12 protein-coding genes are annotated in these 15,740 nt (G+C 53.5%); 8 read left to right on the forward strand and 4 right to left on the reverse strand.

Translation table 11 applies throughout. The features are described 5' to 3' along the window. Positions 1-2: 2 nt before the first annotated feature. Positions 3-1,715 carry an OprO/OprP family phosphate-selective porin gene (locus R0137_RS09910; RefSeq protein WP_407326259.1) on the reverse strand — a complete coding sequence of 571 codons (1,713 nt, stop codon included), beginning with the start codon at positions 1,713-1,715 and terminating at the stop codon, positions 3-5. Further along, positions 1,712-2,791 (reverse strand): helix-turn-helix transcriptional regulator, encoded by a 1,080-nt coding sequence (locus R0137_RS09915; RefSeq protein ID WP_407326260.1) that lies wholly within the window; start codon positions 2,789-2,791, stop codon positions 1,712-1,714. Before R0137_RS09915 ends, R0137_RS09910 begins: the two co-directional genes overlap by 4 nt. 80 nt (positions 2,792-2,871) lie before the next feature. On the opposite strand from R0137_RS09915, the gene R0137_RS09920 reads away from it, so the two are divergent. From R0137_RS09920 to R0137_RS09945, 6 genes are all read left to right on the forward strand, one after another. Continuing rightward, on the forward strand, positions 2,872-4,194 hold the full coding sequence (locus R0137_RS09920) for an amidohydrolase family protein (protein ID WP_407326261.1): 1,323 nt from the start codon (positions 2,872-2,874) through the stop codon (positions 4,192-4,194). Positions 4,195-4,378: 184 nt separating this feature from the next. Beyond that, positions 4,379-6,214 (forward strand): gamma-glutamyltransferase family protein, encoded by a 1,836-nt coding sequence (locus tag R0137_RS09925; RefSeq protein ID WP_407326262.1) that lies wholly within the window; start codon positions 4,379-4,381, stop codon positions 6,212-6,214. 95 nt (positions 6,215-6,309) lie between these two features. Further along, positions 6,310-7,833 (forward strand): DUF1254 domain-containing protein, encoded by a 1,524-nt coding sequence (locus R0137_RS09930; protein WP_407326263.1) that lies wholly within the window; start codon positions 6,310-6,312, stop codon positions 7,831-7,833. 135 nt (positions 7,834-7,968) lie between these two features. Next, a complete protein-coding gene (locus R0137_RS09935) occupies positions 7,969-9,465 on the forward strand; it encodes a spinster family MFS transporter (protein WP_407326264.1) in 1,497 nt (498 codons plus the stop codon). 80 nt (positions 9,466-9,545) lie between these two features. After that, a complete protein-coding gene (locus tag R0137_RS09940; RefSeq protein ID WP_407326265.1) occupies positions 9,546-9,758 on the forward strand; it encodes a DUF2164 domain-containing protein in 213 nt (70 codons plus the stop codon). A 34-nt stretch (positions 9,759-9,792) separates the two neighbouring features. Beyond that, positions 9,793-10,770 carry a carbon-nitrogen hydrolase family protein gene (locus tag R0137_RS09945; protein ID WP_407326266.1) on the forward strand — a complete coding sequence of 326 codons (978 nt, stop codon included), beginning with the start codon at positions 9,793-9,795 and terminating at the stop codon, positions 10,768-10,770. 25 nt (positions 10,771-10,795) lie between these two features. Here R0137_RS09945 and R0137_RS09950 read toward each other — a convergent pair whose 3' ends face one another. Next, the gene (locus R0137_RS09950; RefSeq protein WP_407326267.1) at positions 10,796-11,629 is read right to left on the reverse strand and encodes an SDR family oxidoreductase; all 834 of its coding nucleotides are present in this window, start codon (positions 11,627-11,629) and stop codon (positions 10,796-10,798) included. A gap of 58 nt (positions 11,630-11,687) precedes the next feature. Next, positions 11,688-13,232: an acetolactate synthase large subunit gene (locus R0137_RS09955; RefSeq protein WP_407326268.1), complete on the reverse strand. Its 1,545-nt coding sequence runs from the start codon at positions 13,230-13,232 to the stop codon at positions 11,688-11,690. Positions 13,233-13,370: 138 nt separating this feature from the next. On the opposite strand from R0137_RS09955, the gene ilvD reads away from it, so the two are divergent. Beyond that, positions 13,371-15,071, forward strand: coding sequence for a dihydroxy-acid dehydratase (gene ilvD / locus R0137_RS09960; RefSeq protein ID WP_407326269.1), 1,701 nt, complete (start codon positions 13,371-13,373; stop codon positions 15,069-15,071). A 39-nt stretch (positions 15,072-15,110) separates the two neighbouring features. Next, positions 15,111-15,740, forward strand: coding sequence for a trimeric intracellular cation channel family protein (locus R0137_RS09965; RefSeq protein ID WP_407326270.1), 630 nt, complete (start codon positions 15,111-15,113; stop codon positions 15,738-15,740).

Genomic DNA, 15,740 nt, shown 5'->3' on the forward strand with positions numbered 1-15,740 from the left:
TTTTACTCAAGGATGAGTAACAGGCGTGTGCCGATTCCACTAGATGTTCCATCAATTCCGTCCAGATTATTCCAGATGTATCGGTAGTTCACGCCAAACTGGAAAGTAGGGGTGAGCCACCAGTTAAAACCAAGGGATGCGACGTCCGTTGTCCCGCCGTTGATCAGTCCGTCATCGAGGTCAACACTCGAAAAACGAACCGCCATTTCCGCAGCGCCCCAGCCGCCCTGATAGACGCTCTTTGCCACGGGTAAAGAGCGGAACAAGCCACGGCGATAATCGTATTCACGCATTTCACCGCTTAGGGACCAAGAGGCAGTCATGCTGTATCCATTGAAGCTGGGGTCTTCATAGGTCGGTGATTTAGATTCAACAGTGAAGCACTCTGAGTTCAGCCAGAAAGGGCCCGCTCGCCAGCTAGCTTCGAAATTCCACAATTCGGCGTTGTCAGCGTCATAGAGACCAGTCTCAAGATTGCGGCCGGTGTCTACAAAATTCGGTGCTTTGTTAAACTCGGGCTCGCTGCGAAAACGAAGGCCTTCCTTGGCATCGGTATAGCGATAGCCCACCCCGAGATGAAGTAGGTTGTCTTCGTCTCCAGACAAAGAGGGCGCCCAAGTCACCCGGCCGACAAACTGGTTGGCGTTATCAGAGAAATCCACGTCGCTGTCTAGCCAATCGTTGAAAGCACCGACAGCCCATGTGGTTCGCTTTGATGGGCCATTACCACTCCAGACCGCGCCGGTGTTACGTGAAGGAAGCAAAGCATCCGCGGCGATAGATCGCTCCTGAAAGGGGAGAAAAACCATGCCCGTAAGGCGCTCAAGAGAAATCGGCTCCTTCTGTTTGCCGATGCTCAGGGTGGTGTCACCGGGGCCGGGAATATCGAGGCGAATATCAAAAAAAGCGACATCATCCTGGTCTTCGATCTCGAAGCCTTTGTCAAAGGCGTTGGTCGCGCCAGCGATCACATAAACCCATGGCTTCTCAAAATTGATGGTTCCTGCGACTCCGAAACGGAGTGCACGAATCTCACCACCACTAAACTCATCGAGGTCTCCAACTGTCGCTTTGCTGCCGACATCTTGCGCTAACCACTTGGTGCGATCGACGGCCAAGGCTCCGCCAAAGATTGCAGACCCTAATTTACCCTCTAGGTGATTGAACGCCTTTTTGTCGCCGTAGCGAATGGGTACAGCAAAGGGTGGCGGTGTGTAAGCGAGCCAGCCACTGTTCTTTTCAGTCTTACTCTCGCCGCCGTCAGCAAGGCGCAAGCGATTGACTGTGACTTCACCGCGCTCCATTGCAAACAGTGTGTGGGCCTGTGTGTCTCTGAGAACTGCGAAGTTGTCTCTAGGATCTTCGCTCAGAATGATCAGGTCTGGCTCTTCATTAAGAGCGAGATCACCCAGAACAACACCACCGGCGGCGTCGAACTGTCGTAAATCATCAGCCTTGATATTGTCTTCAGTTACGAGGGTAAGCTTTCCGTTCTCAAATTGAAGTGTCACCAACCGGTCAGGGCTGTCTGGCGTCAAATCCAAAAGTTTCACATTTCTGATCAGCAGATCTGGAGCTGCATAGGCGAGGTTTGCGACCAGAACTATGAGGGCGGCTATAAGCTGACTGGTCTTACTTCGCTTACGTTTGAAGGCAATGGAACCAGCTCTCGATCGTACCTGTGCTGTGCTCTTTTCTAACCGCGGGGATCTCATTTTTGAGTCGCTCTATAAGTGGTGGGAGCTCCGCCGTAGCATCGACGAAACGCACGAGTAAACGTGCTTGTGTCTGCATAACCGACCTCATTAGCGATGGTAGCTATTGGTTTGTCCGATGTCCGGATCAAGGTCTCTGCAGTGTCCATACGCAATCGGGTGAGCTCGCTGTGTATGCTGGTGCTTTCATTGGCTAGGTGCCTCGCGAGGGATCTTTCACTCATGCCCATCAGTTTCGCCACTCCCACAGCTGTGAGGGAATCGTCGCTTAGGTAGGGCGCGATTACCCGCGCAAGGGACTCCGAAACAGTCTTTGGCGCTGTGGACTGACTTCGAACAAAGTCCGCGGAAGAGGGTTTAATCTGTGAAAGCAGCCAAGCTGAAGGAAAACTCAGGGAAAAGCCGGATGTCCCGGTCTTCGCGACCCGCATTCCCAGATAGCGAACCGGGATCACGGTATGGTCGCAGACGTGGGCAACAACCTCGCCGTTAAACCGCGACTTCCCCAGGGCAGTCAGCAAAATTTTGCTTAGGTACGCAATTCCAAAGCCATCATTGTGAGCGGGCTTTACCCCATAGTCATTGATTCGTAGTTCGGAGAACGTGGCACGCTCAAGGCGCGTTTCCAAAGAGTTAAAAACCGATGTCGCGTCACGGTTTACGGCAATACTAAAACGCAATAAAAAGTCACCAAAACTCGTTGCGTCTGATAGCGCTGTTGCCACTGGAGGCCAAGACTTCACGTCGAGTCCGGCTCCCACGTGCACCCCCGCATAGGGATCCTTACTGGCAACGGAAAGGTCCTCTACCAATTGATACATGGTTTGCGCAGATACGAAGACGTCGTCTCTGGCCAGCATGTCACGGCTAACCTTGTGTTGGTTCAAAACTCGATCCGCTTCCCCGGCAGAGTAAACAAGCGTCTCAAGGAAGGGTAAAGCTAGCCCCAAGCGAACCATGGGCTGTTGATTTACTGTTGTGAAGGGTTTTGCCATGGGGACCTCTGATAGCGCGGCAACGGTAGCACAATTTCCGCCATCAGACCGTGCATTATCAGCCAAACGAGCGTTGGTCATGGCCAATATAGCCGAGTTATCGGCTGGATTTTCGTCTAAAGTGCGTTCCGGTTTTTGTTTGCTGCGAGAGTACTTTGTCGATGATTTCTAAGTTTTTTTTACGTAGTGCGGCTGCGTCGGTAGCTCTATTGTTGTCTACCCCATTGTTTGCCGCCCAAACTCTCTTCACTAATGTCAATGTCTGGGACGGTGTTGCTGATGAGGCCACCCCCGGATTGGACGTCTTGATAAGCGGGAACAAGGTAGCCGAGGTAGGCGAGAATTTGATTGCCCCCGATGCAGTGGTCATCAATGGGGGCGGTAAGACCCTTATGCCCGGTCTTATCGATATGCACACCCACATCATGTTCCCGCAGGGGCTGCCTGCCCACGAAACAACGTGGGGAGCAGCGGCCTCAGGTGCAATGGCCCGCGAGGGCTTCGATGTGTATATGAATCAAGGGTTCACAACCCTTCGTGATATGTGTGGCCCTGCGAATTTAGGAAAGGCTATTGCCCAGGGGGTGCTGGATGGGCCGCGTTTTTACTCAAGCGGTGCTTGTATCGGTACCACCGGTGGCCACACGGATTGGGGCGTGGGCACTGATCGCTTAGGGGATAAGTCGAACCACGCCCATGCGGGTAATAGTTACGTCGTGAACGGCGAAGATGAGTGGCGTGCAGCGGCCCGACAGAACTTTCGCGATGGCGCGACGTTTCTGAAAATCATGGTCGGTGGTGGTGTTGCGTCTGACTTCGACCCCCTGGAATCCATTACTGCAAATCCTGCCGAGATCCGCGCGGCTGTTGAAGTGGCTGAGCAGTTTGATTCCTTTGTTTGCATGCACGTTTATCAGGATGAGCACATCAACCTTGCCATCGACAACGGTGTGACCTGTGTTGAGCATGGTTTTCTGATGAAAGAGAAAACGATGAAGCGCATGGTGAAGGAAGGTGTGGCCTTGTCTGCCCAATCCTGGATGAGCTACGACGTCTTTAAGGATCCCGCAGGGATACCTGGATTCGGTCCTGAGCAGATCGCCAAGGGTAAGCTGGTTAACAAAGGCGCGGACGATATGTTTAGCTGGGCAAAGGAGCATGGGGTCGATATGTTTCAGGGAGGTGATGTATACACCTACGACCTGATTCCCTTTGCCACTAAGAATATCAGTGTGCTGGAGCGATGGTTTACGCCGGTCGAAGCACTCCGTTCAGCGACGTCTACGGCAGGAAAATGGCTTATGAAAACCGGCCCTAAAAACCCCTATAAAGAGGCGCAGCTGGGAACTTTGAAAGAGGGTAGCTATGCCGACGTTATTCTCGTTAATGGCAACCCACTAAAGGGTACGGAAATCCTCAACAACAACGATAACGTTGAGGTTGTGATGAAAGACGGCAAGATTTACAAAAATCTTCTCGATTGATTCAGTGCCTTAACAGGAGGGAGCCAGAGTAACGTTCCGAGCATACAGCGCGAGTTAGGCTTCGAAGGGCGGCAAGACGGCATACTAAGCTGAAAGTTTAGGCCGTCCGGATCGGCGCGCTTTTACGCACAAAACCGCTCAACCTTATATGATGCAAAGCACTTCTGACTTTGAGGTCTTACGTGTGAGCGCCTTCTCTCGTTTTATAGCTCTTGCAGTAGTAGTAAGTCTGCAGGTAACGCCTATTCACGTTGTCGCGCAGGAAAACGCCTATCCGCTGCAGATGAGTGGTACCCGGGTCAGTCATCGGCCTGAAGTTCCTGGCCCCAACGGTCTTGTCACTGCAGGGCATCCACTGGCGTCGATGGCCGGCTTGCGGATTCTTATGGCCGGCGGCAATGCAGCGGACGCCTCTGTGGCCGTGCTGGCGACATTGAACGTAGTCAGGCCGCAGATGTCTGGCGCCGGCGGTAACGGCTTTTTTACTTATTACGACAAGATCAGCAACAAGCTTTATGCCCTAAGCGCCACGGGCGCAGCGCCTTTTGCGTTGGATCCCGGCATGCTGGATTCGGAGGAGCTCAATAAAGGAATCAAGGCCGGCGTGGTGCCGGGTTTGTTCGGAGGTTGGATTGCACTGCTGCAGAAGTTTGGCACGCTGTCGCTAGCAGAAGTGTTGGCGCCTGCTATTGGCTACGCTCGTGATGGGCATCCAATAGAAGCATCCGTTGTACGCTCTATCGAATCATCCGAGACGCTTTTTCGTGAGTTTCCCAGTAGTAGCGAGATGTTTCTACCCGAGGGCCAGTTACCGCAAAGCGGTGAAAAAGTTGTTTACTCCGACCTTGCTCGAACCTTCGAACGCTTGGTCGCCGCAGAACAGAAAGCCCTAGCCGCCGGCGCTAACAGATCTGAGGCGCTCCAAGCCGCCTTTGTTTTGTTCTATCGTGGAGCCATTGCCAAGGAAATGGCAGATTTTTATGGCGATAATGCCGGCTTATTCACTCTGGAAGACTTTGCTGCTTATGAGCCTCTTTGGAGTGCTCCCATTCACGCAAGTTATCGCGGCTACGACATTTACACGTCGCCGCCTACTTCGCGAGGTGGATTGGAGGTGCTAATGCAGCTCAAGTTGGTGGAGGGGTTTGATCTGCCGTCTATGGGTTGGACGGATCCTCTGTCGCAGCATGTCATGATCGAAGCGGTCAAAGTGGCAAAAGCGGATATCTATAAGTATGTAGCAGACCCTAGGCTTTATGAAGTGCCGGTAGCGGGGATGCTGGAATCGGATTACTTAGGGGAGCGTCGTGCGCTGATAAGCAAGACCCGGGCGATGGGCTTTCCTGGACCGGGTGTCCCACAGGGCGATGCAGGCGCAAAGGCCGTGGCCTTGTCATCTTTTACCGGTCTCTCCTCCCAGGAAGAAGCCAGTGTTCCGGGCAGCACTACAAGTTTTTCGATCCGAGATAAAAACGGCAATGTCATGGCCGCGACACCGACCCATGGCGGCGCTTTTGGTACGGGCGTTGTGGTGGGAGGCACCGGACTGACCTTTAACAATGGCACCCGCGTCGGCTCCACATCGCCATACCCCGATCACGCAAACTATGCGCGCGGTGGACAGGTCCCCATATTGAATAACTCGCCGATTATCGTAATGAAAGATGGCGAGTTTGTAATGGCACTCGGCACGCCGGGCGGAGAGACGATTGGTCAAACTCAGTTTCAGGTGCTGGTAAATGTGCTGGATTTTGGAATGCCAGTGCAGGCTGCGATCGAAGCTCCGCGCTTTAGTGTTTTTGCAGAGCCAAACTTTTATAAAGAAGGGTCTCAGATCACCTTACGATTTGAGGACCGGCTTACGCAGCAGCAATTTGATGACTTAAAGGATCTTGGGCACGACCTACGCCTTGCACCATCGTTCTCTCTTGGCAGCATACAGGCCATCCTAAAGAACGATATGGGTACTGTTACTGCGGGCGCCGACCCCCGAAGAGCCGCTCAGGCCGTGGGCTGGTAACATCGCTTGCGCTCTCTTCGAGTGACGAATTGTCGTAAAATCTGCTCAATGTTTTTACATTCGCCATTGTCTTTTTAGTTTTCAGGAAAATATCTATGAGAAGTAGAATATTTGTCGCTGCACTGAGTCTCGGACTCCTTACGGTTACCACGTCTTTGCAGGCAGCTGATGATTTTGCCTACACCACACCGATCCCCGAAGGCATCCTAACGCCGGATGTCGTTGATACCTCTATTGGTGAACTCACTTTCACTGATGGCGTTCCCTCGCGGGAGACGGCCGAGAAAGTCTACGACTTTATGGATACGGCTCGCGCGGCAGACGCTTTTTTGAAGGGCATGCCCGTGGCTTCTCTGGCAGCTTTGTTAGAAGGCGCGCATTCGCTGGGCGCAGAGGAGCTTCATCAGGTTGTGTTATTTGATGAGCTTATGGATGCCCGTTCGCTCTTCCTGACTGCAAATACTTCAACAATTTATGTGTTCCCCGATCTTGACCTTAAAAGAGATGGTCCCACGGTCGTGGAAGTTCCGGACGGCTTACTGGGAGCATCTAACGACGCCTCTTTCCGGTTTGTTAACAATTTTGCGCAGGCAGGGAGGTATCTTTTCCTGCCGCCGGGATATGATGGCGTTGTGCCTGAAGGTTATACGGTGCTTCGCCCTGAGACCTACCGCCTCTGGTTGTTCCTTAGAAAAACACCCAAAAGCAAGGCTCCTGAAGACGTCGAAGCAGCAGCAGCCTCAATTCGCAATGATTTGAAAGTATACAAGCTCGCGGATGCGAAAAACCCGCCTGCAATGGAGTGGATAGCCGGCTCCGGCAAAGCCTTTAATACAATTCACTACAACAATGCGGAGTTCTATCACCATCTGAATGAGGTCGTGCAGTACGAGACTTTGGGATTATTAACTGCGGATGTTCGAGGCTTGCTTGCGTCTATCGGTATCGAGAAGGGCAAGCCCTTCGATCCGGATAACCGCATGAAGAGGATTCTTGAAGATGGCGTGGCGATCGCTAATGCTCAGGCTCGTTCCATCGTATGGTATCCGCGCATTCACATGAATCTTAGCGGCGTAGAGGTTTATCCCGACACGGGTAGCGCATGGCACATGGGCTACCCAGAGAGGAACGTGTTCTTCAATGGCGTGGACGGTGCAACGATGAACACCGACGCGCGAGTAAGCTTTCATTATCCCTATACAGGCGTGACTCCAGCGATGGCAGTGCCGCGTGAAGGCACAGGCTCCGACTACGGTATTGCGTATCTAGACACTAACAAACAACCCTTTGATGGAGGCAATACTTATGTCATTAAGCTGCCACCCGATGCCCCCGTGGCTAACTTCTGGGCGGTAACAATCTATGACTCGCAAACACGCTCGATGCTGCAAACGGATCAAAAAGCGGCAGGGATAGATAGCCTTCAGGACGGCCTTCGTTATAACGATGATGGCTCTATTGATATCTATTTTTCTCCTGAGTCGCCGCTGGGATACGAAAAGAACTGGGTTCAAACCATCCCGGGGAAGAGCTGGTTCACCATCCTGCGCATGTACAGCCCTTTGCGCGCGTGGATAGACCAAAGCTGGCGTCCGAGTGACATCCAGCCTGCAAACTAAAGGTACGCAACAAGATACATCCGCAAAACGCTTACTGTTAAGCTCTACCGACTCCAGTCACGGCTGTCTTATTAGATTGCCGTGACTTGTCGATTTGCGACCAAAATAAGAAGTGCTCAAAGCACTAAGGGATTTATGCAAGACACAGTAACACCGGCCAGTAATGTTGCTTCGGGCACAGAGCTCGTAGGTAGCCATCCCGATACTGGTTACGGGACGAGCGGTTATCGCAAGTACGTGTTGGGGGCTTTGCTCACCGTTTACGTATTCAATTTTATTGATCGCACGATCATTAACATACTTACAGAGCCAATTAAGCAATCCTTTGGGCTAGAGGATTGGCAGATGGGAATGCTCGGTGGCCCGGCGTTCGCCGTGCTCTACACCTTCATCGGAATACCCATAGCCCGTTTTTCCGAGAGGAATCATCGGGTCTGGATCATTGCAGCCTCGGTCGCACTTTGGAGCCTGATGACTGTGCTCTGTGGCTTTGCTACAAGCTTTGTCGCTTTGTTCATTTTTCGCATTGGTGTGAGTATAGGAGAGGCCGGCTGCTCACCTCCGGCAAATTCCATTATTGCCGACTACTTTATTCCTTCAAAACGTTCCACTGCGGTATCTACCTACGCTCTGGGCATTCCACTCGGCGGCATGGTGGCTTATATCTTCGGCGGCTTTATCGTTGGCAGTCTTGACGGCGCAGCGGTGGCAGCGCTTTTAAGTGGCTGGGGGTGGGAATGGGCTGTGAACGCTCTGAACTGGCAAGATGTTGAGGGTTGGCGCGTAGCATTTGTTGTCGTTGGATTGCCCGGCATCATTGTCGCTCTCGTTGTTAAGCTCACCGTAAAGGAGCCGCCGCGGGGATATACAGATCCGGCGGCAATGCAGGGTAAAGAGCAGGTCAGTTTTGGCGAGGTCCTGAGGATACTCGCCAAGAAGCCGTCTTACTGGCACATCACCTTGGGTGTCACCATTGCATCGTTCGTGAATTATGGGGTCGCCCAGTTCTTTGTGTCTTTCCTGATTCGTACGCACGAGATGTCGATCTTTGATGCCGCGGTGAAAGTCGCCATGGTTCTTTCGGTAATGGCGTCCATTGGGACATTCATGTCCGGGTATCTCGCTGACCGTTTCTCGGTGCGCTATCCAAAGGCACTCGCCTGGATTCCCATGATTGCTTTGCTGGGGTCGACGCCGATGTTTATCGGGGGCTACCTCGTTGATTCACTCTGGATTGCTATTCCGGTCCTCATGGTGGGGCAGATGTTGCTGTACACCTATTTGTGTCCGCTATATGCAGTTCCGGGTGGCGTAGTTGATAGTCGCATGCGGGCTACTTCCGTCGCGATCACTTTGTTTATCGTGAACCTGCTCGGGTATGGCCTCGGGCCGCCGCTTATAGGTGGTCTTTCGACCATACTGAACGCAAGCTTTCTTTCAGGGATAGATCCGACTTTGAGCTTAGAAGCCTGTAAGAGCGTGAGCCTTGTCGCTGAAGCGCAATCGGCCTGCAGTGATGCCAATGCACAAGGTCTTCAGTGGTCGATGATATTCTTCAAATGTTTGTACTTTTGGGCAGCGTTGCACTTTTATCTGGGCAGTAGAACGCTACAGAGAGATATGGGGCGTTAAGTGAGTAGCGATCAAGGCGCAGCGGAGCCGCAAGATTAGTGCCGGAACTAACGCTGTCAAAGGACGCGCAAGAGACGCTCGTGTCGAAGCTCAAGACCTATTTTAAGGATGAGCTTGATCAAGAGATTGGGTCCTTTGACGCTGAGTTTCTCATCGATTTTCTAGCTAAAGATCTCGGCCCGCATTTCTATAATCAGGGCTTGCGCGATGCCAACGCGCTGTTTGCAGAAAGAGCAGAAGAGCTTGGTTACCTGGTCCAGGATTTGGAGAAACCCGACAGTTCCAACACTTAACCCTTTTTGCGTACTCTAACGGAAGCTTCAACTGATGGAAGATAAGCTCAGTATCGCAATCGCGCAGATCGCGCCGGTTTGGCTAAATAAATCGGCAACGATCAATAAGGTCGAATCCGCGATTCTTGAAGCGTCGGCCCAGAACGCTTCCCTCGTTTGTTTTGGAGAGACCCTTCTGCCGGGCTATCCGTTCTGGTTGGATCTTACCGGTGGGTCGAAGTTTAATGACCCCGTTCAAAAGGAAATCTTCGCGCATTACCTGAGCCAAGCTGTCAGCATCGAGGAAGGAGATTTAGGCAGCATCTGCTCGCTGGCCAAGGAAAAGCAGATTGCAGTTTACCTGGGGATAGCTGAACGAGCGGGAGACCGTGGTGGCCACAGTGTTTATTGCAGCTTGGTCTACATAGATAGATCAGGACTTATTCAATCAGTGCACAGAAAACTAATGCCTACCTATGAAGAGCGCCTGTCCTGGAGTATCGGTGATGGTCATGGACTCAGAGTGCACTCTCTGGAGAGCTTTACCGTGGGGGGATTGAACTGTTGGGAGAACTGGATGCCCATGGCTCGCAGCGCTCTTTATGCTCAGGGTGAGAATCTGCACGTTGCGGTGTGGCCGGGAAACACCAACAACACCATAGATGTCACCAGGCATTTGGCGAAAGAAAACCGGATGTACGTTTTGTCCGTCTCAGGTTTAATGCGTAGAGAGGACATTGGCCCAGATGTGCCGCACCATGATCTTATTTTCGGTAATGCGCAGGACTTCCCGGGTGATGGAGGTTCCTGCATAGCCGCGCCTGACGGGAGTTGGATAGTTGAACCCTTAGGCCCAGAAGAGACGGTACTTACTGCGGTAATCGACATGCAGACTGTCAGGGAAGAGCGGCAGAACTTCGACCCGTCAGGTCATTACTCACGCCCGGACGTTTTTGAATTACGCGTTAATCGAGAACGTCAAAAGCTAACGACGTTTTCCGACGAAAAGTTAACGACTTCCTCAGACGAATAGCTAACGACGTCTTTAAACTAATAGCCTAGGGTAGGCCCGTGAGTTTTTTCACGATCCAGTCTGATACTCGCGTGGGTAACAAGGCCTTGATGGCAATAAACGCGCTGCCCGGTAAGAACGGTACGACGCTGCGCGGCGTTGGGTCATGGCGTTCGCAAGCTGCCACGATGCTCCCCGCTACGGTGATGGGGTCGGCGCCCTTGCCATGGAGGTCGTGATGAAAGCTCTTGAGTATGCGTAATTGCTCGGCATAGGCAGGCGCATTTTCTATCCAGTGTGCGATTTGTTCCTGCTCCAATGAGCCAAAGCGCGTTTTAACAGCACCGGGCTCAATGACAACGACCTCTACTCCGTGGGGTCGCAGTTCGTGTCGCAAGGAATCAGAGATCGATTCCACCGCATGCTTGGTAGAGTTGTAAGGTCCGAAAAAGGGCAGGGTGACACGACCGGCGACAGAGGAGACATTTACGATGCGGCCACGTCGTCGCTCTCGCATCCCGGTGACAAAGGCTCGGGTCACTCGCACCAGACCTAGCACATTGGTCTTAAATTGCCGCTCCCACTCATCGTCCGATACTGCCTCAAGGGGGCCTACCACCGCATAGCCCGCGTTGTTAACGAGAATATCAGGGGCGTTACCGTTCAGGGCTTCAATAACCTTGTTGGCAGCAGCAGTCACCGAATCGCCGTCGGTGACGTCCATTTCCAATGCAGTAATGTTTTCGTAACCAGCATCCAGCTCTGCCAGGGCGTTTTTGTCTCGCCCGGCAGCAAACACCTTGTGTTGCTTACTTGCCAGCAGTATGGCGGCTGCGCGGCCGATGCCTGCGGTGGCTCCGGTAATGACAATACTCGACATCAGAATTCTCTTGTTTTCGTGGTCTTAGTTTGACCGTGAAGCATACCGCTCCGTGAAGCTACAGAATAGCCTCGATAAGACAGGGGCCCGGTGTGCTCATGGCTTCGGCGAACTGTGCTTGAAACTCGCTGCTGCTTCGCGCCTGGGAAGCTTTAACACCAAGACCAGTAGCAATACTGGCAAAGTCCATATCGGGGTTGGAAAGGTCGAGCATGGACAGCGTTTTATCGTTGGGCTCTCCTGCGCCCACGCGAGCAAGCTCGATGTTGAGAATCGCATAGCTTTTGTTGTTTAAAAGTATCACCGTGACATCGGCGTTCTCTCGGGCCATGCTCCAAAGGGCCTGTATGGTGTACATGGCTGATCCGTCTGCCTGTAGTGCAATGACTTTCTGGTCGGGACAGGCTAAAGCCGCACCTAAAGCGACCGGCAAACCTTGACCAATTGCCCCGCCGGTGAGTGTTAACCAGTCATGGGCTGGCGCGTTTTCCGTGCAAAGGAACATGGCTAAGCCACAAGTCGCACCTTCGTCCGAAACGATGGCGTGATCAGGCATCTCGTTACTCATGATCTGCCCGATGGTCAAAGGGTTGAGTGTCTCGTCAGCGACCTCGTGTATTTGGCGCTCATACACCTCCTCAGCACTCTTTTCGATGCCCAACGCGGCTGTCAGTGCGGACACAGTGCCGCTCAGGTCCTCGCTTTGCTCGGCCAGCGTATATAGTTCGCAATGCTCCGGTGTGAGCCAGCTTTCTTTTTCCGGGTAGGCGAAAAAGCTTACTGGTGCAGCGACTCCCAGCAATATGAGCTGCTCAAAGGGCATCAATGCCTCTGCTGCTTGTTCTGCAAAGTAGGGGAGTCGTTGTACTTTTGCTCGGCCTGCGCCGCGCTGTAGACGCGTAGGAAAGGTTGCACACATAAGCGTGACGTTGTGCGCATCAGCAATGGCGCCTAGCTGCGCTAGGTTTTTCTCGCGCAGTGCCTTTCCGCCCAGCATGATTGCCGTCTTTTTGCCAGAGCGAACAGCTTCAGCGATGCGGGCTACGCGATTGTCTGGCACCTGAAGTGCTTCGGGTCTCGGGAGTGCGGGTGCAGCTTCGCTCGCCGTGTCCCATGCATGATCCGCCGGTGCAACAAGCGTCGCTATTTGTCCGTTTCCACGCATGGAGGCCTGCACCGCTCGCGCGCCACCGGCCGACAGCTCCTCCGGTGAACTGGCAATTTCTGTCCAATGGGACCCCCATCGGGTGATACCCGGTAGGTTTGATGTCAGTGGCGCATCGAACTGCAGATGGTAGCTTGCGTGGTCGCCGACGATATTGACCACGGGGGAGCCCGCACGGCGGGCATTGTGCATATTGGCAAGGCTGTTAGAAAAGCCCGATCCCAAGTGAAGGAGGGTGGCCGCCGGCTTGTCCGCCATACGCGCGTAGCCATCTGCAGCGCCAGACACTACCCCCTCAAAAAGACAGAGTACTGGACGCATAGCGTCAGTTTTTCCGATGGCGGAGACCAGCTGCATTTCTGAGGTTCCGGGATTAGCGAAACAGATTTCGACTTCGCTCTCCACGAGAGTTTTAAGTAGAGCCTCAGCGCCATTCATAAGTAGTTCTCCTAGTCCGCGGGAATAGTGTGTAGGATTATTCTTTGTAGCTAGGCCTCGTATGATAGGCGATAAACCTTGCTCAATGTTTGTCGTATAGCTTGCAGTGACCTAAAATTCGGCCCCCCGGTTCATTCATTGGCTGAGAACATCTCTATGGCGCTTAATCGTCGCTCTAAAAACATCACCGAAGGCGTACAACGCGCGCCTAACCGCTCTATGTACTATGGCATGGGGTATGAGGAGGGTGACTTTAAGAAGCCTATGGTGGGCATCGCCAACTCTCACTCGACAATCACTCCCTGCAATGCGGGACTACAGCCCCTCGCCGATGCGGCGCAAGAGGGTCTTCGAGAGGCTGGAGCCAATCCCCAGATCTTTGGAACGCCTACGATCTCTGATGGCATGTCCATGGGCACTGAGGGGATGAAGTACTCTCTGGTATCACGAGAAGTCATCGCTGACTGTATTGAGACCTGCGTAGGTGGCCAGTGGATGGACGGTGTGCTGGTCATTGGCGGATGCGACAAGAATATGCCCGGCGGCATGATGGGTATGCTCCGAGCAAACGTGCCGTCGATTTTTGTTTACGGCGGCACGATTCTTCCGGGCCGCCATAACGGTCAGGATCTAAATATTGTGAGTGTGTTCGAAGCCGTTGGTGAACACGCGGCGGGTCGTATTAAAGACGAAGATCTTCTGGCGATTGAGCGCAATGCGATTCCCGGTACCGGCTCCTGTGGCGGTATGTACACCGCAAACACCATGAGTTCGGCCTTTGAGGCTTTGGGAATGAGCCTGCCATATTCCTCGACGATGGCCAACGTAGAGTCGGAGATTAAAGCGTCTGCGAAACAAAGTGCATTGGCCTTGGTGGAAGCTATTCGCCACGATATAAAGCCGCGAGACATTGTGACCAAAGAGTCTCTCGAGAATGCCGTTGCGGTGATTATGGCAACAGGTGGATCTACCAACGCTGTACTTCACTTTTTGGCCATCGCCCACGCCGCCGAGATTGATTGGAGCATTGATGACTTTGAGCGTGTGCGTCAAAAGGTTCCCGTGCTTTGCGATCTCAAGCCCAGTGGCCAGTATCTCGCTATCGACTTGCACCGGGCAGGTGGTATCCCCCAAGTAATGAAGATCCTTCTAGAGGGAGGCTTGCTCCACGGGGACTGTATGACGGTTACCGGTAAAACCATTGCCGAGTCACTGGCTGATGTCCCGTCGGTACCCGCAGATACCTCGGTGATCCGCACTTTGGACAAACCCATGTACGCCAAGGGTCACCTTGCCATTTTGCGCGGCAACTTGGCCGAAGAAGGCGCCGTCGCCAAGATAACCGGCCTGAAAAATCCAGTGATTACAGGCCCGGCAAAGGTTTTTGACGACGAGCAGTCGGCGCTGGATGCAATCTTGGCGGGGCAAGTGAAAGCCGGAGACGTTGTTGTGTTGCGTTATCTGGGGCCAAAGGGCGGACCGGGTATGCCTGAAATGCTCGCGCCTACCGGTGCTCTGGTTGGTCAGGGTTTGGGAGAATCTGTGGGCCTGATAACCGATGGGCGGTTCTCCGGTGGTACCTGGGGGATGGTCGTTGGACACGTGGCTCCCGAAGCTTATGCGGGCGGCTTGATTGCCTTGGTCGAGGAGGGCGACTCCATCACCATCGACGCCCACACCCTGAGTCTGCAGCTCAACGTTGACGATGAGGAGCTAGCCCGTCGTCGAAGTGTCTGGGTGAAGCCACAGCCACGCTACACCCGAGGGGTCTTGGCCAAGTTTGCCAACAATGCGGCCCCGGCTAGCCGGGGTGCTGTTCTGGATCTCTATGAGGAGTAACGCTCCTCAAGATCTGGAAACCGATCGCGGCAACTGTTTTTGAACCTCGCTGGCATCATTGCTTACTGTGACCTTGTTGCGGTAGGCGTGTTTGCGGCCTCGGGGGCCCTCGCTGCAGCAGAAAAACGCCTGGATGTATTGGGGTTTGTGTTATTCGGCACCATTACGGGGGTCGGCGGAGGCACGCTTCGCGATCTGCTGCTGCAGTTACCGGTTTTTTGGATTAGCGACGTTCGTTATCTCTGGGTGTGCATCACGGTATCAGCATTGACCTGGTACATCGCCCCCATGCTATCGGTTCGACGCAAGGTTTTACTTTGGGCCGACGCAATGGGCCTCGCGTTGTTCTCGGTACTTGGCTGCGCCAAGGCTTTGCAATACGACGCGCCCTGGGTCGTTGCCGTCGTTATGGGAGTGATGTCGGCAAGTTTCGGCGGCTTGATTCGAGATACTTTGCTGGGTCGTGAGTCAGTGTTGTTGGGGGCGGAGATTTATGTCACGGCGGCTTTGGTCGGCGCGGGGACCTATGTGGCACTGGTGTCGAATGCGTTTTTAGAGCCGAGCACAGCCCTCTTGGTGGCGATGGCGCCTGCCTTTATTTTACGCGCCGGGGCAATACAGGCGGGTTGGCATTTACCCAGCTATCGGCGCCTGGGGAGCGGCCCCTAA

Source organism: Congregibacter brevis, from assembly GCF_045689245.1.
GTDB classification, from domain to species: Bacteria; Pseudomonadota; Gammaproteobacteria; order Pseudomonadales; family Halieaceae; genus Congregibacter; species Congregibacter brevis.

Excerpts from the sequence above, each read along its gene's own strand:
- R0137_RS09920 (WP_407326261.1), top strand. The coding sequence starts at position 2,872 with ATGATTTCTAAGTTTTTTTTACGTAGTGCGGCTGCGTCGGTAGCTCTA.
- R0137_RS09915 (WP_407326260.1), bottom strand. The coding sequence starts at position 2,791 with ATGACCAACGCTCGTTTGGCTGATAATGCACGGTCTGATGGCGGAAAT.
- R0137_RS09910 (WP_407326259.1), bottom strand. The coding sequence starts at position 1,715 with ATGAGATCCCCGCGGTTAGAAAAGAGCACAGCACAGGTACGATCGAGA.
- R0137_RS09945 (WP_407326266.1), top strand. The coding sequence starts at position 9,793 with ATGGAAGATAAGCTCAGTATCGCAATCGCGCAGATCGCGCCGGTTTGG.
- R0137_RS09955 (WP_407326268.1), bottom strand. The coding sequence starts at position 13,232 with ATGAATGGCGCTGAGGCTCTACTTAAAACTCTCGTGGAGAGCGAAGTC.
- R0137_RS09930 (WP_407326263.1), top strand. The coding sequence starts at position 6,310 with ATGAGAAGTAGAATATTTGTCGCTGCACTGAGTCTCGGACTCCTTACG.
- R0137_RS09950 (WP_407326267.1), bottom strand. The coding sequence starts at position 11,629 with ATGTCGAGTATTGTCATTACCGGAGCCACCGCAGGCATCGGCCGCGCA.
- R0137_RS09935 (WP_407326264.1), top strand. The coding sequence starts at position 7,969 with ATGCAAGACACAGTAACACCGGCCAGTAATGTTGCTTCGGGCACAGAG.